Annotated in this window: 30 protein-coding genes; 2 read left to right on the top strand and 28 right to left on the bottom strand. The window is 64.0% G+C overall.

From position 1 onward, the window contains the following. Window positions 1-174 precede the first annotated feature (174 nt). Window positions 175-1455, bottom strand: coding sequence for a translesion error-prone DNA polymerase V subunit UmuC (gene umuC / locus B3E91_RS14405; RefSeq protein WP_287030075.1), 1281 nt, complete (start codon window positions 1453-1455; stop codon window positions 175-177). Further along, window positions 1442-1873: a LexA family protein gene (locus B3E91_RS14400; protein WP_287030074.1), complete on the bottom strand. Its 432-nt coding sequence runs from the start codon at window positions 1871-1873 to the stop codon at window positions 1442-1444. Before B3E91_RS14400 ends, umuC begins: the two co-directional genes overlap by 14 nt. Before the next feature lie 97 nt (window positions 1874-1970). Here B3E91_RS14400 and B3E91_RS14395 point away from each other — a divergent pair, with 97 nt between their 5' ends. Next, on the top strand, window positions 1971-2714 hold the full coding sequence (locus B3E91_RS14395) for an SOS response-associated peptidase family protein (RefSeq protein WP_287030073.1): 744 nt from the start codon (window positions 1971-1973) through the stop codon (window positions 2712-2714). A gap of 45 nt (window positions 2715-2759) precedes the next feature. After that, window positions 2760-2933, top strand: a complete 174-nt coding sequence (locus tag B3E91_RS14390) for a DUF3606 domain-containing protein (RefSeq protein WP_090231145.1) — start codon at window positions 2760-2762, stop codon at window positions 2931-2933. Between the two features lie 101 nt (window positions 2934-3034). Here B3E91_RS14390 and B3E91_RS14385 read toward each other — a convergent pair whose 3' ends face one another. The 26 genes from B3E91_RS14385 to B3E91_RS14265 form a co-directional block, all read right to left on the bottom strand. After that, a complete protein-coding gene (locus B3E91_RS14385; protein WP_287030072.1) occupies window positions 3035-3307 on the bottom strand; it encodes a hypothetical protein in 273 nt (90 codons plus the stop codon). Next, window positions 3304-3726 carry a hypothetical protein gene (locus B3E91_RS14380; RefSeq protein ID WP_287030071.1) on the bottom strand — a complete coding sequence of 141 codons (423 nt, stop codon included), beginning with the start codon at window positions 3724-3726 and terminating at the stop codon, window positions 3304-3306. Before B3E91_RS14380 ends, B3E91_RS14385 begins: the two co-directional genes overlap by 4 nt. After that, complete coding sequence (locus B3E91_RS14375; RefSeq protein ID WP_287030070.1) at window positions 3723-4172, bottom strand: structural protein P5; 450 nt, start codon at window positions 4170-4172, stop codon at window positions 3723-3725. The genes B3E91_RS14380 and B3E91_RS14375 overlap by 4 nt, the downstream gene beginning before the upstream one ends. Window positions 4173-4230: 58 nt before the next feature. Continuing rightward, window positions 4231-4944, bottom strand: coding sequence for a hypothetical protein (locus B3E91_RS14370; protein WP_287030069.1), 714 nt, complete (start codon window positions 4942-4944; stop codon window positions 4231-4233). 8 nt (window positions 4945-4952) lie between these two features. Continuing rightward, window positions 4953-5318, bottom strand: a complete 366-nt coding sequence (locus B3E91_RS14365) for a DUF1353 domain-containing protein (RefSeq protein WP_287030068.1) — start codon at window positions 5316-5318, stop codon at window positions 4953-4955. Beyond that, window positions 5287-5778 carry a DUF4376 domain-containing protein gene (locus B3E91_RS14360; protein WP_287030067.1) on the bottom strand — a complete coding sequence of 164 codons (492 nt, stop codon included), beginning with the start codon at window positions 5776-5778 and terminating at the stop codon, window positions 5287-5289. Before B3E91_RS14360 ends, B3E91_RS14365 begins: the two co-directional genes overlap by 32 nt. 1 nt (window position 5779) lies before the next feature. Next, window positions 5780-6955 (bottom strand): hypothetical protein, encoded by a 1176-nt coding sequence (locus B3E91_RS14355; RefSeq protein ID WP_287030066.1) that lies wholly within the window; start codon window positions 6953-6955, stop codon window positions 5780-5782. Window positions 6956-6957: 2 nt separating this feature from the next. Continuing rightward, a complete protein-coding gene (locus B3E91_RS14350) occupies window positions 6958-7452 on the bottom strand; it encodes a hypothetical protein (RefSeq protein WP_287030065.1) in 495 nt (164 codons plus the stop codon). Between the two features lie 3 nt (window positions 7453-7455). Continuing rightward, the gene (locus tag B3E91_RS14345) at window positions 7456-7698 is read right to left on the bottom strand and encodes a hypothetical protein (protein ID WP_287030064.1); all 243 of its coding nucleotides are present in this window, start codon (window positions 7696-7698) and stop codon (window positions 7456-7458) included. Beyond that, window positions 7688-8272, bottom strand: a complete 585-nt coding sequence (locus B3E91_RS14340) for a hypothetical protein (protein ID WP_287030063.1) — start codon at window positions 8270-8272, stop codon at window positions 7688-7690. Before B3E91_RS14340 ends, B3E91_RS14345 begins: the two co-directional genes overlap by 11 nt. 27 nt (window positions 8273-8299) lie before the next feature. After that, the gene (locus B3E91_RS14335; RefSeq protein ID WP_287030062.1) at window positions 8300-8968 is read right to left on the bottom strand and encodes a hypothetical protein; all 669 of its coding nucleotides are present in this window, start codon (window positions 8966-8968) and stop codon (window positions 8300-8302) included. 39 nt (window positions 8969-9007) lie between these two features. Then, window positions 9008-10444, bottom strand: coding sequence for a hypothetical protein (locus B3E91_RS14330; RefSeq protein WP_287030061.1), 1437 nt, complete (start codon window positions 10442-10444; stop codon window positions 9008-9010). After that, window positions 10428-10871, bottom strand: coding sequence for a hypothetical protein (locus tag B3E91_RS14325; RefSeq protein WP_287030060.1), 444 nt, complete (start codon window positions 10869-10871; stop codon window positions 10428-10430). The genes B3E91_RS14330 and B3E91_RS14325 overlap by 17 nt, the downstream gene beginning before the upstream one ends. Continuing rightward, window positions 10871-12667, bottom strand: a complete 1797-nt coding sequence (locus B3E91_RS14320) for a hypothetical protein (protein WP_287030059.1) — start codon at window positions 12665-12667, stop codon at window positions 10871-10873. The genes B3E91_RS14325 and B3E91_RS14320 overlap by 1 nt, the downstream gene beginning before the upstream one ends. After that, window positions 12668-13168, bottom strand: coding sequence for a hypothetical protein (locus B3E91_RS14315; RefSeq protein ID WP_287030057.1), 501 nt, complete (start codon window positions 13166-13168; stop codon window positions 12668-12670). A gap of 13 nt (window positions 13169-13181) precedes the next feature. Continuing rightward, window positions 13182-15323: a tape measure protein gene (locus B3E91_RS14310; RefSeq protein WP_287030056.1), complete on the bottom strand. Its 2142-nt coding sequence runs from the start codon at window positions 15321-15323 to the stop codon at window positions 13182-13184. Window positions 15324-15498: 175 nt separating this feature from the next. Next, a complete protein-coding gene (locus B3E91_RS14305; protein WP_287030055.1) occupies window positions 15499-15864 on the bottom strand; it encodes a hypothetical protein in 366 nt (121 codons plus the stop codon). Window positions 15865-15909: 45 nt separating this feature from the next. Continuing rightward, the gene (locus B3E91_RS14300) at window positions 15910-16278 is read right to left on the bottom strand and encodes a hypothetical protein (protein ID WP_287030053.1); all 369 of its coding nucleotides are present in this window, start codon (window positions 16276-16278) and stop codon (window positions 15910-15912) included. Beyond that, window positions 16275-16823, bottom strand: coding sequence for a DUF4124 domain-containing protein (locus B3E91_RS22310; RefSeq protein ID WP_414708263.1), 549 nt, complete (start codon window positions 16821-16823; stop codon window positions 16275-16277). The genes B3E91_RS14300 and B3E91_RS22310 overlap by 4 nt, the downstream gene beginning before the upstream one ends. 73 nt (window positions 16824-16896) lie before the next feature. Further along, window positions 16897-17682, bottom strand: coding sequence for a hypothetical protein (locus B3E91_RS14295; protein ID WP_287030051.1), 786 nt, complete (start codon window positions 17680-17682; stop codon window positions 16897-16899). Between the two features lie 25 nt (window positions 17683-17707). Further along, window positions 17708-18142, bottom strand: a complete 435-nt coding sequence (locus B3E91_RS14290) for a hypothetical protein (protein ID WP_287030050.1) — start codon at window positions 18140-18142, stop codon at window positions 17708-17710. Further along, entirely contained in the window at window positions 18139-18369 is a 231-nt protein-coding gene (locus tag B3E91_RS14285) for a hypothetical protein (RefSeq protein ID WP_287030049.1), read from the bottom strand. The genes B3E91_RS14290 and B3E91_RS14285 overlap by 4 nt, the downstream gene beginning before the upstream one ends. Before the next feature lie 10 nt (window positions 18370-18379). Then, window positions 18380-18982, bottom strand: a complete 603-nt coding sequence (locus B3E91_RS14280; RefSeq protein WP_287030048.1) for a hypothetical protein — start codon at window positions 18980-18982, stop codon at window positions 18380-18382. Next, complete coding sequence (locus B3E91_RS14275; RefSeq protein WP_287030047.1) at window positions 18982-19530, bottom strand: hypothetical protein; 549 nt, start codon at window positions 19528-19530, stop codon at window positions 18982-18984. Before B3E91_RS14275 ends, B3E91_RS14280 begins: the two co-directional genes overlap by 1 nt. Further along, on the bottom strand, window positions 19531-19857 hold the full coding sequence (locus B3E91_RS14270) for a head-tail connector protein (protein ID WP_287030046.1): 327 nt from the start codon (window positions 19855-19857) through the stop codon (window positions 19531-19533). 21 nt (window positions 19858-19878) lie between these two features. Next, the gene (locus tag B3E91_RS14265) at window positions 19879-20043 is read right to left on the bottom strand and encodes a hypothetical protein (protein ID WP_287030045.1); all 165 of its coding nucleotides are present in this window, start codon (window positions 20041-20043) and stop codon (window positions 19879-19881) included.

Genomic DNA, 20043 nt, shown 5'->3' with positions numbered 1-20043 from the left:
CGACCCCCACCATGTCAAGGTGGCATCAAGGCCATCGCTACCTTGTTGATTTTTATGGCTTTCTTAGCCACCATCAAGCGCCTGAAAACTGCACTTTACCCTCATGAAAATCAACAACTTGGCGTTGTATTTTCATACAGCTGCGCCAGGCAAAGCACGACAATCCTCCGCTGTTCAGCGGCTCGGAACCCTCCACAGCTGATCCATCCGCGTCGTGAACGACTGGCTCATCAGCTCCCGCCTCATGCCCCAATCTGGGCTCGACGTCACCCGTCCGGGTCGCAACGTCCCCCTCCCCCATTTCGCATTGATCTCGTCCAGCACGCTCATGACCCGTTCGCTCGCCTCGGGCTGAGTAGTGGCGAACAGGTCGGCGGTGTACTCGCCGCGCTGGCACAGATCGAGCAGCAGGATCTCCGCCTTGCTGTAGTTGTAGCCGTCCCTGAAAACCCGATCGAGGCCGGCCAGCGCCGCGGCGGTGAGCAGGCGCACGTCGTCAGTCGGGTACGGCAGCTCGCAGAGCACGCCGTTCGCGTATTTCGCCTCTTCCGGATTGAACATACCGGTGCGCACGCTCACGCGCAGGCGCTTGCACAGGGAACCCTGGGCGCGGAGCTTCTCGCTGGCGCGCGCGGTGTAGCTGGCCACCGCTTCGCGGATCGGCTCGATTGCCTTCAGCCGCTGGCCAAACATCCGACTGCAGCAGATCTCCTGCTTCGGCGGATCGGGGTCGTCGAGTTGCAGGCAAGGCGTGCCGCGCAGCTCCCGCGCAGTCTTCTCGACCACGACGCTAAATTTCTTCCGCAGCATCCACGGGTCGGTCTGCGCCAGGTCCCATGCGGTCTTGATCTTCATCCCCTCGAAGTGCGCCCGCAGCTTGCGGCCGACGCCCCACACCTCGCCCACGTCCAGGGCGCGGAGCAGCTTGTCGCGCCGCTCGGGGTCGCGGATGTCGACCACGCCACCGGTCTGTTTCTGCCACCGCTTCGCGGCGTGGTTGGCCAGCTTGGCCAGGGTCTTGGTACCGGCAATGCCGACGCCGACCGGGATGCCGGTGCACTGCAGGACCCGCCGGCGAATCTCGCGGCCGAGCGGCTCCGCGCCAGCAATGCCGGTCAGGTCGGCAAACGCTTCGTCGATGCTGTACACCTCGAGCGCTGGCACGAGGCTCTCGATAACCGTTATCACGCGCTGACTGATGTCGCCGTAGAGCGCGTAGTTCGAGCTGAACGCCACCACGCCCCACCGTCGCAGGTCGTTCTTGATCTGGAAATACGGGGCGCCCATCTTGATGCCGAGGGCCTTCGCCTCGGGCGTGCGACTGATCACGCAGCCGTCGTTGTTGCTGAGCACCACGATCGGCGTGCGCAGCAGGTCCGGCCGCCAGACTCGCTCGCAGCTGCAGTAGAACGAGTTGCAGTCGATCAGTGCGAAGACGGGTTCACGCGCAGCCATGGCTGCGCACGCTGAATTTCACGACGCCCCAGATGCGTAGCTCGTCGCCCTCGAGCACGAAGCGCGGCGGGAACTTCTCGTTCGCCGAGAGCAAGCGAATGTCCCCGCCGCGCTTGTGCAGGATTTTCACCATCGGCTCGTCGTTGAGCGCCGCCACAACGACGGCGCCGTGCTCGGCCGGTAGCGAGCGGTCCACCACCAACAGGTCGCCATCGAAGATGCCGATGTCCCTCAGGCTCTCGCCATCGACGTAGACGAGGTAGGTGTGCGGCGCGCGTATGTCGAACAGCGCGTCGAGCGATATCGTCTGCTCGAGATGATCCTGCGCCGGCGAAGGGAAGCCGGCCGGCACGCGGAAACCGTACACCGGCAGCGGAACGCCGCCGGGCTCGATCTGGCCGACGATGGGAAGGTTCATGTGGAAGGGCTCAAGTACTGTTTATGCGTACAGTAAAACAAGGGCGTCACGGCGGGGTCAAACGGAACACGCAGTAGGACGACGACCGGAGAGCAAGATGTGCGGACGATTCACTCAGTACCGAACTGCCGTCGAGTACCTCGACGCGTTGCGCTATGAGAAGGACATCGTGGGCGGGTTCGATCCGGAGCCGATCGGGCGCTACAACGTAGCGCCGCGGTCGCGTGTGCTGATGCTGTTCGAGAACAACGAAGGCGCACGCTTCGCGAAGATTCCCTGGGGTTACGAGCCGTTCTGGGCGAAAGGGAAAAGGCCGCCGGCGATCAATGCCAGGGTAGAGACGGCAGCCACCAGCCGATTCTTCCGGGACGTGTGGAAGAACGGACGCTGCCTGGTGATGGCGGACGGCTGGTACGAGTGGGTAAAGGACGCCAGCGACCCGAAGAAGAAGCAGCCCTTCTACATCAGGCTGAAGAGCCAGGAGCCGATGTGGTTTGCCGCGCTGGGCCAGTTCAATCGGGAGGGTCAGTTGGAGGAGCGCGAGGGCGACGGCTTCGTGATCATCACAGCGGAAAGCGATCAGGGCATGGTCGACATCCACGACCGCCGGCCTGTCGTGCTCTCGCCCGAGCTGGCACGCGAATGGATCGAGCCGGACCTACCAGCCGAGCGCGCGGAAGAGATCGTGCGCACGCTGGGTACGCCGGTGGAGGAGTTCGAGTGGTTCGAGGTGGACAGGGCGGTGGGGAACGTGAGGAATGAAGGGCCGGGGCTTATACGGCCATTGAGACACGATGTAGGCGAATCTGACGCAGTGGACGATTTCGATTTCACTGCTTAGCTAGAAAGGTGGCACTTCCACCACCCATCCAAGAAGGAGAAAGCCATGGATGATCTTAGTAATCGAGGACCGCAAGACCGCGCACGGATAAACGTCGGCGAAGAGCATGAGCTTCGCTACTGGACAAAAACGCTTGGGGTAACGGAGGCGGAGCTTCGGGCCGCAGTCAAAGCAGTCGGTGTGATGGCGGATAAAGTCCGCGCCTACCTGAAGAAATGAGGAGGGGTGCCGGCCAGCCCGGCGTCCACCCGCCCTGTATCGATCCAGCCGCCAAGAGGTCGTAGTTCGCCGCAATTTACCGTCGCCAGCCATAGCGCTGGTCATCGACACGCCTGATTCGCGGCCAGCAGCTCCCCCTCGTAACCCATACGCTGCCGGCGTTCGGCGAGCAGCGCGCGCACCTTCATCTCAAGCGAATCCGATTTCCGGAGTCCGGCAGCGGCCCAGGGCGGCACGGCGACTTCTGTCGTTCGGCAGGGCACGGCCACGGGTACTTCGACGCGCACGACGCGAGGCTCGGGTCCGGTGACTGGCGGCGCGCCCGCACAGCCCGCCAGCGCGGCCATGGCTGCGGCAATCAGCATCCATTTCATAACCCCAACTCCTTGTCGATGATCGATTCTGCTGCCGCAGCGGGATCGCCGCCGGTGCGTTCCTGCTGCAGGCGATTGGCGGCCTGGTAGTCGCTCTGTGCCTGGGCGTGCGCGGCGTTCTGTGCCAACTCAGCAGCCTGTTCGCGCTGCGCGGCCTCGCCCTGCAGTTGGCCGAGCGCCCTGCCCTGCTCTCCCGTCAGCTCGATGAGGTTGTCGCGCGCGGCAGTGCATGCGACCACCTGTTCACCCTTCGCCGTAGCCACGGCCCGTGCGACCTCCAGCTGCGGCGAGTAGTGACGGCCGGCGAGCCACCACGCCGTCGCTGCTCCGCCGCCAGCGCCCAGGCCGAGCAGGATGATGGCGCCCACAGCGAGGGCAGAAAGACGGTACTGGGCGGGGATCAGGTCGGTGAGGCTCATGCCAGAGCCCGCCGCACACCTTCGGCAATCACTGCCGGGGCGTAAGGGTTGCCGCCGTTCTCGTGGCGAATGATCGCCGTCGTCACAGCGAGCAGCACGGGCAGGGCTTTGATGTCGATGACCTCGTTCGGGTCGACGCCCGCGGCCTGGGCGACTGCCCGGATGTACGCTTCGGTGTCGTTCTCATTACCGGGCGCCCACCGCGTGATAGTCTCGCGCACCGTGTCGATGCCCGTGCCACCGACGCCCGGCTGCCCGTCTTTGCCGCGGTAGTTGATGAGCAGTTTGCCGAGGGCGCGGATGCCATTTTCGGGCGTATCGAAACGCGCGAAGTGAGGCCGGGATACGCCCTCCTCCAGCCCGATCTGCCCTTGCCATTTGTTGCGCGGGTTGAAATCGATATTGCCGGGGTTATTGTTCCGCACCCCGCGAGTTGCTGTTGCCATGCTTTTCTCCAGACATGAAAAAGCCCGCACGCGGCGGGCTTGTGGGTGGTGATGCGGTTTAGCTCTGAAAGCCCATCTCCAAGCGGATTCGCGCTTTGATCTGCTCGTTCAGCACGGCGGCGTATACCCGCAGCTCGCTGACGTAGCCGTTCATCTGCTCGATATAGGCGCCGCGGGCGCCGATGCTGAGGGTGACCGCGCCGTTGTATACGGCACCGGCGGTCACCGGGTCGGTGTTCACGCCGTTGTAGCCGGCGAGCATCGTGCCGGCCGCCGCCGTGTCGCCGTCGCGGGAGCCCTCGATCAACTGCCAGGCATTGAGCCCAACCGTTCCCGCCAGCTCAGCGGCCACGCCGGTAACCCCGGCGTTGAACGACACGAACCTGGCGCTTTTCGTGCTCGATACGCCGCTGTGCCAGCTGCGGGTGTTGCCGCCGCTGTCCTGGCACCAGATCGTCGAGTTGTTCGCGCTGGTGGGTGCGGTGCCGAACAGCACCTTCGCGAACACCGTGATGTCGGGCGGCGCGACGAAAGCCGGCGTATTGAGCAGGCTGCCGGCGAACAGCATCGCCGGCTCGCCGACCACGCCGCCGTAGAAGCGCGGCTGCCGTGCTTCAGTTGCCTGGCTCGCAACGATTCCGTTGATCCGCCCGATCCACTGCGGCACCCGCGAGCCGTCGGCGGCCGAAGCATCGACGGCCAGCCACTGGTCGATCAGCAGCTTCTCGGCGGTGACTCGCGGAACTGATCCGGATCTGATCCGGCCATACATGCCCGACCTCATCGCGAGCCCCTGGTGAAGCGGCTGGCGCCGCCAACCCGGACCCCGGCCCACATCAGCCAGGCACGCCAGCGCGCAATGCCGGTGGAGCGCAGCGCGTTCCGGAACACGCGGTCGGCCTCAGAGCGATTGAGCGTTCCCACGCTGTAGAGGTGGTCGTGCAGCACCGCCGCCGCGTGGCCGTATGCACCCAGCAGCGCATAGGTCAGCGGCAAGCGAGGAACAGAGGCGAAGTCGGTCTCGAAACCCGCACGCACGTCGACGCGTCCGTGGTCAGGGTCCAGATACGAAAATGGCGCCAGAAGGCGCCATCGTTTGCGGTCGGACTGCAGCTCAACCTGCAGGGGTAGCGGAAACCGATTCATCCGGCCAGCCCTCCTCGAGCATGCCCTCGCTGAATTCGCCTGCGTCGAGCGCTTCCAGCAACTCAGCCTCGCGATCGAAACATGCTTGGACGTGTGCTCGCATTTTCGTTGCAAAACCGAGTAGCGTCTGCGCGTCCAGCTGAACAAACCCCGTTGGGGTTTTCCAGTTGCACACGTATTCCGGATCGATCAGGGCACTTACGGCCGCGCCGGTGATCAGCGCCTGGCTATCGCGACCGGTGTCGATTCGCGCGGTGCCGAATACGATGCCTGCCGTCTCAGCTTCATAACGCCGGGTCGCGATCAGGATCGGATAGTCGATCTCGGGTGCCGGCTCCGGCACGTTCCCCGCCTCCAACCACTCCTGATAGTCGCTCCACCATCGATGCCCTTCAGGAATCCGCGCGCCGTCATCAAGACGGAGTACTGCGTTCTCGTCGTCTTTGATCAGCTGGTACATATCAAAGCTCCGCGTCGATCGTGATTTTCCCGCCAGACAACCAGGCGAAGTAGCCAGAGCCGCCCGGGCTCATTCCAGACGAGCCCGTGATACCAACTTGCAACATGAAGGGCGTCTGTAGCTTCGCGGCAATCGTGCCGGAGCGTGACGACGGGTCATAGAATGCTAGGCCGGAGGACACCACCACTGCCGCGGAGGACGTGCGCATCGTTGTCGGCAGTAGCAGCCAGCTGTAAGCAGAGGTCGAGCTTGTGACTGTGCCGTTCGCGAGCCCCTCCCCGTTGCCGAGCGTGTAGACGACGCAGTATCGCTGACATAGCAGCAGGTCAGCGCTGAAAAGGGGGGCCCGAAACGGAGTGGCAACCGCTCCCGATTCGAATTTGGCCTCTCGCACTGTGCCGCCAATGAAGCGAACAGTGACGTTCGCACCGGCTGTCAGGCTTGCCGTCTGCCCACCATTATTGATCGCCGTGCCATTAACGGTCGCTGTGGCGGTGCCCGACCAAGTAAGTGTGTGAACCCCGCCCTGGTTGTTGACGCCTTCAATTACTTGCTCAACGCCCCCCGCCGGCGCGGTGATCTGGTTGCCGATACTTGCCGCCGAGAATGTCAGGCTCTGCCCGCTGGTGACGACGCGCCATCGATCGAGCGTGTACTGATTTGCCCCGGTAGTCGCTGTGCCGCTTACGTAACCGCGCTGATTGATTCTGAACAATGGGTTGATAAGCAGATTGTCGCCAGTTCCAAGCCCGCTCAGATCCCGCGCCTGCCAGATCGTCACCCCGCCATCGTCTACGTAGAAGGACTGCACGGTGACCGAGCCAGGCGCGGTCGACGGTTGCGCGGGAGCCGCACCGCCGTCCGCTTTCACATTGCCGGGATAGCTCACCAGCCGCCCGCCGGTGGCGTCTTGCACGAACGTCATTGTGAAGACGACCACTCGCCCGGTCGGCACGTTGCTGAATGCGAGAGTGGTGTTCCCGGTGAGAGTCACGCGGAACCCGGCCGGGCTGGAGAGATCAAGCGTGGCCACTCCGCCGACCACGGCAACCGCCTTCAGTTGGTCCCAGGCGTTCTTCTGCGCACCCTCCTCGATGCCGCCCAGCTTTGTTGCTATAGCCTTGATATCGGCGCCGATGGCCTGGGCCAGGGCGGTGAGACGAGAGGCGAGGCTCATGATCAGGCCTTGGCGGTTGCGTAGTCGGCGGCGAAGTCGTGCTCCGGGTCACCCACACCGATGTTCGTGCAGGCCTGCAGCTTCTGCGCAGTCGTCAGCGTTTGTGCAGCGTCGAAGCGAACGCGGTTGTTCACGGCAGTCGCCAGCGCCGCGGCGGTGGAGGCGTTACCCGTTGCCAACTCCTGCAGCTCCAGCAGCGTGTCGTAGGCCTCGGAGGCGCCGCCGAGGATCTCGGCCTTCACCGCCTGCTTCGCCAGCTCCAGGCTGTCGTAGATCTTGTCCGCGGACCAGGTGACGCTGGTGGCGCCGTTGCCGGCGTTATCGTCGATGACTGCACCGGCCTCGCCGAGCAGCCCATAGATCTCGGCGATTGCAGCCACCAGGTTGCCCTTCGCGGTTGTCGGCAAGCTGGTCAGGTCGCCCTGAGCGGTGCGCAGCGCTTTGACGTCCGCGCCGATGGCCTGGGCCAGCGAGATGATTTTGGTTTCGAGGCTCATGGTCTATCCCTTTGCGAGTATGTAGAAGGCGAGTGGATCGGGAATCAGGTCGTCGCTGACATAGAGGCCATCATCGGCGCCCTTGGTGAGGCGATTGTTGGGGTCCTCGCTGATCAGCGGCGTATCTCCGCCTCCGGGCGCGGCCGGTCCCGGCGGGCCTGGCGGCCCCTGAGTCCCCGGAGCAACGACTACGGCAGGCGCCGGACGCGGCGCGGTGACGACGATGGGGCAGCAGTCAGCAGGCATGGCCACCTCCCTGGTCGACCAGAACGTCACCCTGCAGCCAGCGCATCACGCTTCCCTCGCTCATCGTCAGATCCAGCCAATAGTCGCTCCGCGCGAGGGACAGCACGTCGGCTTGTGCGGGGGTGATGACGACCAGCAGTTGTCCCGCCCCTTGAATCACCAAGCCGCCGTTTTCGGTCGTGAGGTCGAGAACGGCGCCATCGCTGCCGGTGATCCGCAGCAGACCGGTGCAGCCCGTGAGGTCGACGGGGGGCTGGTGAACCAGCACCCCGCCGCTGGCCTTCTGATTCAGGCCGTTGAGGCCGTTCAGCTCGATCGTGTCGGCGTCGACCGTGCGCGCAATGCGGAACGGCTGGCGGGTCTTGTCGCTGCGCAATTCGCTCCAGCCGACCACGTCCTCGAACCACACCGGCCACTCGGGGGGGAGGCCGTGGGAGGGGACAGTGATCAGCAACGGCGCGGTGCGCTGGATCGCGGCGATGGGCTTGTAGAGGTAGCTGGGCTGCATGAGCAGCAGGGGTTGTTGGTTGGTCGTGCCCGGAATCACGGGCAGGTCTAGGCGGGCCGGCTGCATCGCTGGCTACTCCATGTGATAGGGGGGTTAGTCGAATTCGCCCGTGACGTAGTACAGGGCGGAGCGGCCGGCTATCACACAGCGTCCGAAAATGCCCCCGGCGAGGCCGGTTATAACTGTCGAGGAGCCGTCGACGACGACCGAACTGGCTTTTCCAGCCGGCATCCCGAAGACCAGCGCCGAGGCGTATTCCCCCGCTCCGGACAAGATGATGCGCGTCGATCCGCCGCCGCCCTTGAAGTGGAAATCGAACGTGGTCGTCTCTGGATCAACCAGAACCTGAGCCTCGATGGCGTAATCGCCCGGCTCCCATTCGGACTGGACATAGAGGAAGCCGGTGTCCAGCCCGAACGCGTATTCGCCGGGCGAATAAACCTCAAACTGCCCCGCTTTAGTCAGCCGCCGCATCATCCCGGCGGTGACGCCGGCGATGACGTAAGCGCCAGCCGACCAGGCCCGTTCGGTCGTCTGCTCTACCCCGCGCTCGATCTCCGGCCCGTCAGCACCAGTGAAGATGCGCACGACCTCTGCGTTCTGCTGCTCGAGCGGGTCCATCGACGGCACTATCGTGAGCAGGTAGTAGCCCGTGTCGCTCAGGTCCAGCCGATCGAGCGCAGCCGAGGGGATGGGCAACGAGGTGCCGCCCACCGGCAGCCCGGCGTCGAGCTGGGTGATCCAGTTGTTGATGAAGCGCATGATTTTTAGCCCCAGGTAGGATTGTTCTGGATGGTTGGGTCAGACCCAGGAACAGTATTTATCAACGTGCCGAACTACAGCCCCGGTCAGAGGGTTGTATGCCCCCCTACTCCACAAGCCACCCAGGTAATTGGGGTCGGTGGAGGCGATTCGATGGAGGGATGGATCACTGCCGCCCGGATACAGCGCGCCACCCACCCACACCTCTGGATTGGGGTCGGGCTCCGCGTGAGCTACGCGAAGCAGACGCGGGGCAATCAGTTTGTTCGAGAGAAAAACGGTGGCGTCTCTCGTTATGTCAGACGGGCTATCGACTGGGCCTGATGGGGTGAACGTGGTGAATGGATCGATGTATCCATTCGCTGTGCTCGAGGTTTGATACAGCTGCTCGTTCTCAGCAAAGTAGGTGGCCGTTGCGTGGGTAGTATTGTCATCTGAGGTCGCGGCGCCCTCTTCCCGCGTAGTCAATGACGCAGCGTTACCGCCCGCGCTCAGGCGCGTAGCAACCTCCGCGCGCGTCGTCATGCTGCGAGTTGAATAGCCTCCCGATGCTGTTACGACAAAACTATGGGTCTGAGTGAAGCGCACGACCTGCGGGACTCCGCCAACGTACCAGGCCCAAATGGGCACGCTGTATTCGGTGATGTCAGTTCTGCTGCCTCGGCTCCAACTGGCCGTTACAGTCCAGCCCTCGCCCGGTGGAGGCCCATCTGATTTCATCCGTTCGACGGACTCGTTACCACGAACCCATATAACTACTCGGCGCGCATCGAGATCGGCCTGCGTATTTACGTCGGTGGTGAACTCGGCACTGTAATCGCCGTAGCGGTGCACCACCGTTGCGCTGAAATCAAATGTGGTTGCGCCCACCGTATAGGCCAACTCGATGATCGCCCGACCAAACAGGTTTGATACCTGACCACTAAGCCTCGGCATCAGCCGGTAAAGCGTGCGCGAACCGTCAGGGCTCTCATCCATTCGCTCACAGTCGACATAATCAACCTCCTGCCCGGTAGCCTCAAAAACACCATCCAGACCCATCTGTTCGAGGGAGAACTGCCGCACGATAGAGCCACGCCCGTTGATCGTGCATTGAACGTTCAACGACCTAACACCATTGAACAGGCGAAATGACAGTGTCGTTATCCGGCTCAACGTCCCGGCGCCCGGCACATGTATCGGGTAGCCGCCTGAATACGCGCCCCCATACCACACGACCGGTCCGTCGAATCCGCGACCACGCACGATAGCTTTGGCGAGCCACTGCTCGTCTGGATTGTCGGTTTCTACATCCGGATGCGGCAGGCCGATGTCCCACAGATAGGTGTCGTTGAATCCGGGATACCGGCAGGGCATTGTCCCGCCGCTCGGCAGGTGCAGCGTGCCATTCTGCTCGCTGTTGCCGTCGATCATGCCGTGCCAGGGCCAGCCCCAAACCTCTATTTCCGGGTCGAACGGACTATTCGGATAGGGCATTTACGAACCCCATGGGCACTTCGGCGTTGTTCCCATCAATCATCGTGATCTTCTTTACGCCCTTCCACTTCACCCAAGCCAACCCGTCCGTCGTCGGGAGCAACACTGGGTCGTAGTATTCGCGCGAAATGGTTGTCGACTCGTTCAACGGACCCGCGATGCCACCACCAGTACCGGTTGCCGGGGCGGTGTAGGTGGAAACTCCAACCGCTGCCGGCCGGGGGCCGCGGGGCTCGATGGTTCGCAGCGTCGGCGATGCGGTACCGGAGTTGACCAGGCGATTCAGGTCGTCAACCAGGCCGGTGCGCTCGGCGATGTTGGAGCGCCCGATGTTGCGGCGCGCTGCCTCGTTGCCGCTGCCGATCGAACGCCGTGCGGCTTCGTTGTTCGCGCCGATCGCTCGGCGAATCTGCTCGTTCGTTGCCATCACAGCTCCAGGAGGTCGTTCGGTATTGCCAAGCGGTAGGTCCCGGCAATTTCCACTTTCCACTCATCGCGCAGAGCGTCCGAAACCTGCGGCGCCGGCACCTTGAACTGTCGCGGGAACTGCTCGCCGGCGTTGCCGACCGAGTAGTTGCCGCTGAAGCCGTCCAGATCTTCGTTGTACGGCGGGCTCGACGTGCGCCCGCCCAACTGCGTCGGCAAACTGCCGCCGCCGACCGGCCGCGCGGCCGTGCTCGTGCTGTACGGCGGTGGCGTCAGCGGGTCGCTGACATCGCCGCCGCCGCGCATCACCGCGACGCTGATCGTCGTCAGCGCGCTGCCGCTGGCCAGGTCGAACTCGTGGGTGATCTGCCGGCACTTGCCGGCGGCGCGGATCTGGTCGTCCAGCTTGAGCGTGTGCACCAGGTCCAAGGCCAATACCAGCGGCGAAGGTACTTCCCAGGAAACAGTTGTCCCCCGATGCGCCTCGATGAGCGTCGTTCGCCCCTGCCACAGGCCTGTTATCAGAGCCGCGGCACGGCGCACCTCATCACGCAGATCGACGTTCCCATTGATTCCATCGACCGGCGCGATGTCATCGTCACCGCTTTGTCCGTTGTCACCATCCCCGATGGCTCCCGGCGTGCCACTGCTGCCGGCGCGCACGCCATAGGTCTCTGTCTCCCAAGCATCGGCCCGAGCACTCTCGATCTCGACCGCGATACGCTGCCGCGAGATGACCTCACCAGCATCTGCCACCGACTGCGGGACCTCGATGCGAAGCTTGTAGGACTCGGTGACAGTCTGGACCTCGCGCAGGGCGCCGCGCCAAGAGGCACCGAGGATCAAACCCTCGGAGTAGTTGTTGATCCACGGCGAGCCGTCGCCGCAGGGGTTCGCCATGTTCGGCGGTAGGCGGTTGTAGTTCGCTGCGGAGAGCATGGTCAGGCCAGCACTCTCTGTGGCCTCCTGCACCATCGCCATCGTCGGAAGCTCGGACGTATCGTCCCGCCAGGCGCAGAAGCCCTGCAGCCCGCCGAAACCGTCTGTATCAGGATGGGTCCACCCGAACGAGAAGTTGAATTGCCACAGCCGGCTGAAGCGGTAGTCGGCCTCGATCTCGACGACGTTGGTCTGCGAGTCGAGGTCGGCCAGGTCGACGGTGATCGACTGGTAAATCGTAGTGCCCAGGCCGAACACGAACGCCGGCGCCGTGGCGAACCAGCTGGTGACGCGCATGGCGCCATCCGCCGAGCAGTCCAGGCTGGCGGCCATCGTGCTCAGGCGTTCGTTCATGTAGTCCCAGCGGCTGCGGCCGTCGACGGGCTCGAACACATCCTCCGACCACACCGCGCCCGGCGTGAGCGCGTCGATCTCGGCGATGCTCAGCGCCTCGACGCGCTGCTGAAGCTGGTCCGAACAGGTGCAGCTCAAGGTGCGCGTGCTGCTGTTCCAGCTCGGGTCGGCGATGCGGCCGGTGTAGCGGCGCGTTTGCGTGGTCACGCCGGCGACTTCGCAGATGAAGTCCAGCGCCACCTGCTTGCCTTTCCAGTCCGTGGGCGTGACGGGGCCGGCCGGCAGGCACAGGTCGAACCGCGCGATGCCGGCGGCGCCCTCTTCTCGGTCCACCTCTACGGTACCGGTGAGCCGGTCGGACACGTCCTGGTCGCCAACCAGCAGCCGCAGCTTCCAGCGGAACGCGCTGATGACCTCGACCTGGCCCGGCTCCGGCGGTACCTCGCCAGCCCCCGCGAGCGCCGCCAGCGGAACACTGGCGAGGGGTACGCCACCGATCAGCATCTACGCCTCCTCCCAGTTGATGGTCCAGCCGTGGGCGGTGTTCATGCTGGTGGGCGGCTCGCTGGCGAACACCTGGTACATCGGCATCCACTGCACCAGGTAGCGCTCGGCGCCAGGCACTTCGGTGGCGGTGGCTACGTCGCCCGCCAGCGCGCAAGGCGTGCGCTTCCAGTCACCATCCACCAAGGCGTAGGCCCAGGGCGAGCGGTCCGGCCGGCAGGCGGTGGTGAGCGTGACGATGGGTGATTCGCTGGCGATGCTCTTGGGCATCGTCAGGCGCAGCTCCAGCGAGGAACCGTAGTCCAGCGCATCCAGGCCGAGCGGTAGCAGGCCCTGCCCGCTGATGGAACCAGCGGCCTTGCCCCAATGCGACATCTTCACACCCGCGCCTTCGCTCATGCGCACGAGCGTGGCGCCCTCCAGCGGCTCGCCGGACTGATCGGGCGCGCCCGAATAGACGGACAGGGGAATGCCGCCCAGCGTGATTTGGGGTGCGGACATGCAGGGGCTCCGGTTACTTCTTGGTGCGGCCGAACTTCAGCCGTTGGGTGCGCAGCTCTTTCGCGGTTGAGGGTGGCGCGTACATCTCGTAGCTCTGGCCGCCGAAGGCGAACTCCAGCCTCCCCAGATCGGGGAAGTCGGCGCCGGCCGGCGCGCTGAGGGCGGCATCCACCAGCCCGCCCTCGGCGAATCGCGGAACCTGCAGGCCGTTCATGCGCTCCAGCAGGTTGCTGCCGAAGTGCTGTACCGCCGCAGCGCGCATGACGAACTCGCCGTTGGAAAGCCGCGCCATGATGCTGTCACTGGTACCGCTGCCTGGGCCACGGACGTGACCGCCGGTGGCGTAGCCGGGGAAGGTGACCTGTTGCGTGGGCTGCAGGCCGATGGCGGACATCTCTCCGGTCGGCTGGAGCTTCACGGGGATGACGACTTCAGTTCCGGCAAGCGCCTGGAGCCGTGTCTTCACCGCCTCGACCTGCTCGGGAGCCAGGTTGAGGGTAATCGGCAGGTTCTGCAGTTGCTCGGCGCTGGCCTTGATGTCCTCCATACTCTGCCGGATGGCCTGAAGCTTCGTATCCGCCTGGCTCTTCTGCAGGTCATTCGCCGACAGCTCGATCGCCTGCAACTCCTTGGCGAACCCGGTGAAGCCGTAGGTGCTCTCCCCGGCCGACTGTAGATCCTGCAGGATTTTCAGCGCCGCTTGCGCCTGTTTCTGCGCGCCAGCAACATCGCCGTTGGCCAAAGCCTGGCGCGCGGCGACTTTGAGTGCGTTGGCATCGGAATAGGTACCGCCTCCGGTGGTGCTGTTGAACCCCGCGATGGCCTCGGAGTAGCGCTGCTCGATGGCGAGGCGATCCTGGCGGATCTTCTCGATATCGCTGAGCGCCTTCTTCTCCAGCGCCTGCTCGGCTTTCAGCTGCGCCTCTTTCGCATCGACCTGCTGATCCCGGATGCTCTGCAGCGATTCGATGTAGGAGCGTTCCAGCGAAAGGCCCGCCGCGCGGCGTGCATCGTCCACCGCCTGCACCTGCTTGGATGTCTCCTCAGCGGCAGCGCGCGCATCGGCGGTCATGCCGGTTTGCTGTTCTAGGAGCTTGTCGCGGTAGTCCTGCCACTCCTTGAGGCTCTTCTTGATCGCCTCGTCGGACATGTAGAGGTCGAGCATGCCGACGCCGTTGTCGGCGGCCTGGAGCTTGGCAATTTCCTTGTTCGCATGGTCGAGTTCCGTGACGTTGCCAGCCAGGCGCGCAGCAAGATAGCCGATGTCGTCTCCGAGTCCGGCAAACTCGGCTCCGCCCTGAACGGCAACGGCGGCGAGTTTGGCTAGTGCCGCCGCCAAAGTGGTCAGGTTGGCTTGAATCTGCTGGTCGCCCAGCGTGGCGCGCAGTTCTTTGAGCGCATCGATCAGTGGGCCGGTATCGGCCTGGCCAATGCCGCGGCTGACCACGTCCTGAATCCCCGTTATCTCCTTGCCAACCGTATCGCCGAAGCCAGCGAGTTCGGTGGTCAGCTGTGGCAGCTGGCCGATCAGCGCCTCGGTTACAACCTGGGCGGTGAGCTTGCCTTCATCGGCTAGGCCTTTCAGTGCGCTGGTTGGCACGCCGATTCCGTCTGCCAGGGCCTGCATCAGCCGCGGCGCCTGCTCGGCGACGGAGTTGAATTCGTCGCCGCGCAGCGCACCAGAGCCGAGCGCCTGGGCAAACTGGATGACGCCATTCTGCGCTTCTTCTGCCGAAGCGCCGGACACACGGAACGAAACAGCCACCGCCTCGGTAACCTTGAGGATGTCTTCCTGGCTGCGTCCCGCCTCCTTCAGAGGGCGACTGATTCGGCCGTACAGGGTAACCAGCGATTCCAGCGGTGAGCCGGTATCCACGGCGATGCGCTGCAGCTCCTTCGACGCGGTGTTGAACTCTTGCTGCGAGCCGGTAGCGAGACGCAGCCGGGCGTTCATAAGTTGGAACTGGTCGGCCGTGTTCGCCACAGCCTTGATCGAGCTGGTGAGCGCGTTGAATGACAGGTAGCCGGCGATCGCCTTTCCGGTCGACGCCAGCGTCTTGTTCAGCAGGCCGAGGTCTCGGTTGACCTCGGTGAAGGCCTTCTGGCTGGTGTTCTTCCCGTCAATGACGAGCTGGGTGGTGACCTTGCCTGCCATCAGCTGAGTTCCCGGAGCAGTTTGCGGAAGTGTTCGGGCTTGGCCTGAGCCGCGCGGGCGATGATCAAGCTGAGTCGCCTATCGATGTTTCGCTCGTCCTCCAGCGCCTCGAGGAATGCCTCGATCTGCGCGAGGGTGAAGCCTTGGATCTCGGCCCAGGAGAAGCCACAACGCGTCAGGCGGACGGCGATTGCAGCCCATCCAGCGCTGTTGCCGCTGCCACCTGGGCTTGGACGAAAAAACCGGCGTTCGCCCGGATTACCTGCAGCATCAATTGGATGGCCACCGGAGCAGGCAGATGCATTACCCGCCAGCGCCAGAGGCTGGTGGTCGCCACAAGGACCTGGCGCAGCGGCCTGCTGTTGCGCTGGGCATAGGCATGCACCTGCTCGATCGAGCCCGCGGAGACGACTTGCATCAGCTCGCCGGCCACCTTGCCGAACAGTTCGAAGTGGCGCAGTTGCACGGGGTTGATCAGCACCAGACGGCCATTCACCCGAACCTCTTCCGCCTCCGGAAAGAGGATGTTCAATTCGCTCATGGTTTCTCCAAGCATAAAAAAACCCGCCGGAGCGGGTTTAGTTGTTCAAAGCCGTGGCGGCCTCAAGGGTGGGCCGCCGAACAGCGAAAGGATGGAAAGCAGCCCCCAACCCAGTACCAGCAGAATGATCAGTGCTGGTATCGATGCAAGCGCCCACTTGACCATGAAGTTGACCATCGACCCGAAGCCCATGCGGAAATCGACGACGACCACCGGCTGTGCACCGGGAAACTCCCTGAGCACGTCTTTGACTGCTCCAGCCACGGGCGCCGCCGTTGTAATCAGCGCTGCAGACTGGTGAAGGCTTTTGTTCTGCTCGTACTGGGCGTAGACGACCCCGCACTCGACGCAGCTATCAGGGCTTTTCTGTATCTCAGCGAGGGTCGGCTCGTAGCCGCATTGAGGGCACTTCACGGCTTGAACCCCGACTGATACGTCCCACGAACACAGCCGTTCCGGTCGTAGGCTACGGACGTCTGCTGAACGTACTTGTCCCGCCAGTAGGTGCTCGCCCCAGCTCCACGTGGAGGGGTGTCCTTGTTCACTGCCCCATACATGCTCTCGACATCATCACGAGACATGCCTGACACAATCTGACCGCGGACCTTGGCGGTGCGAAGATCACGATCGGATAGGCCCGTCTGGCACGGAGGCAAATCCACCGAACCTCCAACGACGGTCACCTTTGCCCCGGCTTTCTGACGCTGTGGGCTGAGGTACTGGCGCTCAGCGCTCTGAGGCTGATACTGCCGCACTGGCGCTGCCATGCGCGTCGGAGCGCTGCTACCGCTTGGCTCTTGGCTACGGGGGCTGACGACGTCTGCCAGCGCGTGATTGTCTGGGCAGTTCTGCTGGGTGAAGTACGCCTTCCCCTTTGCATCAACGCATTTGAACACGGTCGCCGCGTTGGCTTGGCAAGCGAGGAGCAAGCTAGCTCCTATTAGAACGTAGCGGATCACGATCGTCCCTCCATGGGTTATGTCAGGAATGTAGCATTACGCCATCTTTCCCGACACCCACCGGGGCGCGAGGTTACGCCGCGTCCTTGTCCTCGACTTCCATCGTCCAGATCGCTGCCTCACCGGTATCGGTGATATCCGGGTCAGACAGCAGGCGCAGGGTAACGGGAACGGTGCCGAACTCGCCGGCCTGGTTGAGCGGGAGCGCGCCGTTGAGGCTGATGCGCGCGTAGAAGCAGGTGACGCGGCGCTTCTCGCCATCGCCGCCCTCGTTCACCTGCTCGAACATGAGGCGGTAGAACCGGCGGCTCTGGGTGAAGAGCTTGACCACATCCACCGTCGGGTAGGTGTAGTCGATGTCGATGGGCAGCCGCTTGAGGCCGCCATCGGAAGGCGCTGCACTCGCGTTGATGGCGCCGGCCAGCGCGCCTCCCTTCTGGATGCGGATGCCGCCAGCAGTGACGACGTAGTCGACGCCGCGGGTGTAGGTGGTGGTGCCGTCTGCGCTCTTAACCGCCGAGACCACCAGCGGGATGTTGGCCAGGCGGATGGTGCGGTCCACGTAGGCTTCCTGGGTTTCCCCGTCCACCGTGCCGCTGGGCACTTTTTCGGTCGAGCCGTACATCAGCACGGCCATGGCCGCCGGCGACAGGTTGACCGCCTCGCCGGTGACGTTGATGGCGGTGACGGAGGTAACGCCGTCCAGCTCCGGCAGGCCGATGCGGCTCGGGTCCGGAATGGTGATCTCGGCCGTCTCCGGCTCGGCCTGCACGTTCTGCAGCTTGAACAGCTCCTCGAACACGTAGGACGGGTACGGTGCCACCTTGGTCGGGCCGCGGAACAGTTGGGTGTAGAGCATCTTGGTTCTCCTGGCCGGCGGCCGTTCAGTTGTAGGTTTCGACGTAGGTGACGCCGATGGTGAGGATCAGGCTGTGGGTGTTCTTGCCTTCGCTGGCGGGTACGAATTCCGCTTCGTCCTGGTCTTCGATCAGGCCGGGAAAGACGCGCTCCGGCTGGTCCTGGCCGAAGCCGAGGCAGCGCAGCAGGTCGACGTGCAGGTCATCCAGCGCGCCCGGCTCCGCGCCCTTGCCGAACACGCACTCGATCTCGAAGGTGCGCACGCGGGTCGCCTGGTAGCTGGCATTACTGGTGCGGGTGTCGAGCGGGTAGCGAACGAGCGCGTAAGGCAGCGGCGCTTTGTCCGGCACCCGCTCGAACGGGTCGTACACGCGCTGGAGGTCGGTGAGGTAGCCGTTGCCGCGGCTGATTTCGGCCAGCCGCTCGCACAGGGTGGCGGTGACCTGGGTAGCTCGGCTCATGCGGACTGTTCCTGATCGCCCGGCTTGATAACCCGGAGTTCAATCCCGGAGTCGAAGACCATCACCTTGATGCCCTGTTCATCCCATTCCGGGCGGGCTTGCCTCAGCAGGTCGGCCAGGTGCTCGCGGGCGTCCAAGCGAATCGGGCTCTTCAGCATCACGGCCAGGGTGTCGCCGGCACGCAGGTCAAGCCGCGCGACTTCTACCTGAAGCACGTTGATATCCATCGTGGTTACCTCAGCTGTATTTGGCGATTTCGCGACGGATGCGCCGTTCGAATTCCTGGCGCATGAAGATGTTGGTCCAGCGGATCGCCTTGCTGTCCGTCAGCCGCTTGAACCAGTAGGCGATGGACGGGCCCATTGCCTCTTGCAGTTCGAGGGCATAGCGGTAGCTCTTGAGCTGCGGGTTCTTCGAGCGGCTGGTGATGTTCCGCGCCCGCTCGCTGCGGGTAGCCAGTGGCATGCGCCCAGGGCTGGAGGGGTTCACGAAGCCGGCGGCGACCTTCTTGCCGTGGGGGCCGACGACGAAGATCCGCGCACGGGTGGCGTTGATCACTTCGAAAGACCAGCTGCGGTACTGGGTGACTGCAACGCCGGACGACGATGGGATAATCCGGGCCTCCATGCGGTTTCGGTTGGCCCGCTTGATGCGCAGCTTCTGGTTGAGGAACTGCCGCTTCGGGAACGCGCCCAACAGCGGGCGCACGTACACCTGGGCGCGCGCCTGCGTGGCGGTGGTGTTGAGCGTTCCGCGGATCACCGGCTCGACCTTCCGACCCACCACCGCAAGGCGTGCCCGGGCCTGTTGCTCTCCCAGCAGCTTGACGGAGAGCCGCATCAGATCCGCTCCAGCCACATCGCCCGGACGATGCCGTCGTCGCTGTCGTCGGCGTAGTCGATCACCAGGTAGTCGACACCGTTGAGCTGCAGGCGGTCGTCCACCTGGACGCGGCCGGTCTCGATCAGCAGCGCCTCGACCTTGGTCCGGTAGCCGGTGGCCTGGCCCATGTCGTCGCGATGCTGCGCGTCGTGGTTGATGAACACGCGGCAGCACTTTTGCGGGCGGCCAGCCGGCAGGTATAGCGCCGGCTGGCCGATGAATTCGGTGGCGGTTATCGCCAATTCGGCGCGGTTGCCTGAGAAGTCGCGGGTGCTGTCAATGTGGAACAGGCGCTGATCGGCGCAGAGGTAGCGCCCCTGCTTCAGGCGCTCGTCGTACCACGCACGGATGGTCACCTTCGCCGGATTGCGCAGGCCGCTTGGGTACGCGAAATCACCAGACTCTTTGGTCTGGATGCCGCACCACACCCAGTCGAGAGTGATGGCATTGAGGTCGGCATCCAACTCGAGGATGTGCGCCGGGGTGTTCAGGTTGCCGGAACGCATTCAAACCCCCAGCCCGACGCGGAAGGGGGTTAGCAGGTTCATTGCGGTTGGAATCGGGGTGTAGATCGTCCCGGTCACGGAGCGCTCCCGGTTTGCGTAGAGCTCAGCGGCCAGGATCAATATTGCGGCATGGACGCTGAACGGAACCTCAGCGTAATGAGGCTCGCCATCCTCGGGCTGCACAGGAGCCAGCCAAGGGATATCACGGTTCAGGTACTGTGCCGCCTGGTCTACAGCAGCGCTCAGTTTCATCTGCAGGTCTGCGTCCTCCATGCCATGCCGAATCCGCAGGTGGCGCTTGAGGTCATCTACGGTCGGCAACGGCATGGGGTCGGTCCTGGGTGTGGATCACTTGGTTTCAGCTTTCGGCTTGGCGGCGGCCTTTTCTTTCACGGCCTTGGCTTCGCCGGCTTTCACGCGGCGCTCGGCGTCGTCCTCGGTGGTGTCGAACCCGACGCCAGGCTGGACCAGCTTGCCTTCGTGGTAGAGCGGCTTGATGGCGGTGAGACGCAT

Source organism: Pseudomonas sp. UBA6310, from assembly GCF_002438225.1.
GTDB lineage: Bacteria > Pseudomonadota > Gammaproteobacteria > Pseudomonadales > Pseudomonadaceae > Pseudomonas_O > Pseudomonas_O kuykendallii.
Note: the sequence above shows the minus strand (reverse complement) of the source record. Positions and strands in the feature narration are given on the sequence as shown.

Bases quoted from the DNA above. Each gene is read 5' to 3' on its own strand.
- B3E91_RS14295 (WP_287030051.1), bottom strand. From the start codon at position 17,682: ATGCTCTACACCCAACTGTTCCGCGGCCCGACCAAGGTGGCACCGTAC.
- B3E91_RS14285 (WP_287030049.1), bottom strand. From the start codon at position 18,369: ATGGATATCAACGTGCTTCAGGTAGAAGTCGCGCGGCTTGACCTGCGT.
- B3E91_RS14355 (WP_287030066.1), bottom strand. From the start codon at position 6,955: ATGAGCCTCGCCTCTCGTCTCACCGCCCTGGCCCAGGCCATCGGCGCC.
- B3E91_RS14350 (WP_287030065.1), bottom strand. From the start codon at position 7,452: ATGAGCCTCGAAACCAAAATCATCTCGCTGGCCCAGGCCATCGGCGCG.
- B3E91_RS14360 (WP_287030067.1), bottom strand. From the start codon at position 5,778: ATGTACCAGCTGATCAAAGACGACGAGAACGCAGTACTCCGTCTTGAT.
- B3E91_RS14320 (WP_287030059.1), bottom strand. From the start codon at position 12,667: ATGCTGATCGGTGGCGTACCCCTCGCCAGTGTTCCGCTGGCGGCGCTC.
- B3E91_RS14335 (WP_287030062.1), bottom strand. From the start codon at position 8,968: ATGCGCTTCATCAACAACTGGATCACCCAGCTCGACGCCGGGCTGCCG.
- umuC (WP_287030075.1), bottom strand. From the start codon at position 1,455: ATGGCTGCGCGTGAACCCGTCTTCGCACTGATCGACTGCAACTCGTTC.
- B3E91_RS14310 (WP_287030056.1), bottom strand. From the start codon at position 15,323: ATGGCAGGCAAGGTCACCACCCAGCTCGTCATTGACGGGAAGAACACC.
- B3E91_RS14290 (WP_287030050.1), bottom strand. From the start codon at position 18,142: ATGAGCCGAGCTACCCAGGTCACCGCCACCCTGTGCGAGCGGCTGGCC.
- B3E91_RS14265 (WP_287030045.1), bottom strand. From the start codon at position 20,043: ATGCGTCTCACCGCCATCAAGCCGCTCTACCACGAAGGCAAGCTGGTC.
- B3E91_RS14365 (WP_287030068.1), bottom strand. From the start codon at position 5,318: ATGAATCGGTTTCCGCTACCCCTGCAGGTTGAGCTGCAGTCCGACCGC.
- B3E91_RS14280 (WP_287030048.1), bottom strand. From the start codon at position 18,982: ATGCGGCTCTCCGTCAAGCTGCTGGGAGAGCAACAGGCCCGGGCACGC.
- B3E91_RS14395 (WP_287030073.1), top strand. From the start codon at position 1,971: ATGTGCGGACGATTCACTCAGTACCGAACTGCCGTCGAGTACCTCGAC.
- B3E91_RS14330 (WP_287030061.1), bottom strand. From the start codon at position 10,444: ATGCCCTATCCGAATAGTCCGTTCGACCCGGAAATAGAGGTTTGGGGC.
- B3E91_RS14375 (WP_287030070.1), bottom strand. From the start codon at position 4,172: ATGGCAACAGCAACTCGCGGGGTGCGGAACAATAACCCCGGCAATATC.
- B3E91_RS14345 (WP_287030064.1), bottom strand. From the start codon at position 7,698: ATGCCTGCTGACTGCTGCCCCATCGTCGTCACCGCGCCGCGTCCGGCG.
- B3E91_RS14305 (WP_287030055.1), bottom strand. From the start codon at position 15,864: ATGAGCGAATTGAACATCCTCTTTCCGGAGGCGGAAGAGGTTCGGGTG.
- B3E91_RS14325 (WP_287030060.1), bottom strand. From the start codon at position 10,871: ATGGCAACGAACGAGCAGATTCGCCGAGCGATCGGCGCGAACAACGAA.
- B3E91_RS14275 (WP_287030047.1), bottom strand. From the start codon at position 19,530: ATGCGTTCCGGCAACCTGAACACCCCGGCGCACATCCTCGAGTTGGAT.
- B3E91_RS14315 (WP_287030057.1), bottom strand. From the start codon at position 13,168: ATGTCCGCACCCCAAATCACGCTGGGCGGCATTCCCCTGTCCGTCTAT.
- B3E91_RS14390 (WP_090231145.1), top strand. From the start codon at position 2,760: ATGGATGATCTTAGTAATCGAGGACCGCAAGACCGCGCACGGATAAAC.
- B3E91_RS14370 (WP_287030069.1), bottom strand. From the start codon at position 4,944: ATGTATGGCCGGATCAGATCCGGATCAGTTCCGCGAGTCACCGCCGAG.
- B3E91_RS14385 (WP_287030072.1), bottom strand. From the start codon at position 3,307: ATGAAATGGATGCTGATTGCCGCAGCCATGGCCGCGCTGGCGGGCTGT.
- B3E91_RS14380 (WP_287030071.1), bottom strand. From the start codon at position 3,726: ATGAGCCTCACCGACCTGATCCCCGCCCAGTACCGTCTTTCTGCCCTC.
- B3E91_RS14340 (WP_287030063.1), bottom strand. From the start codon at position 8,272: ATGCAGCCGGCCCGCCTAGACCTGCCCGTGATTCCGGGCACGACCAAC.
- B3E91_RS14270 (WP_287030046.1), bottom strand. From the start codon at position 19,857: ATGCCGTTGCCGACCGTAGATGACCTCAAGCGCCACCTGCGGATTCGG.
- B3E91_RS14400 (WP_287030074.1), bottom strand. From the start codon at position 1,873: ATGAACCTTCCCATCGTCGGCCAGATCGAGCCCGGCGGCGTTCCGCTG.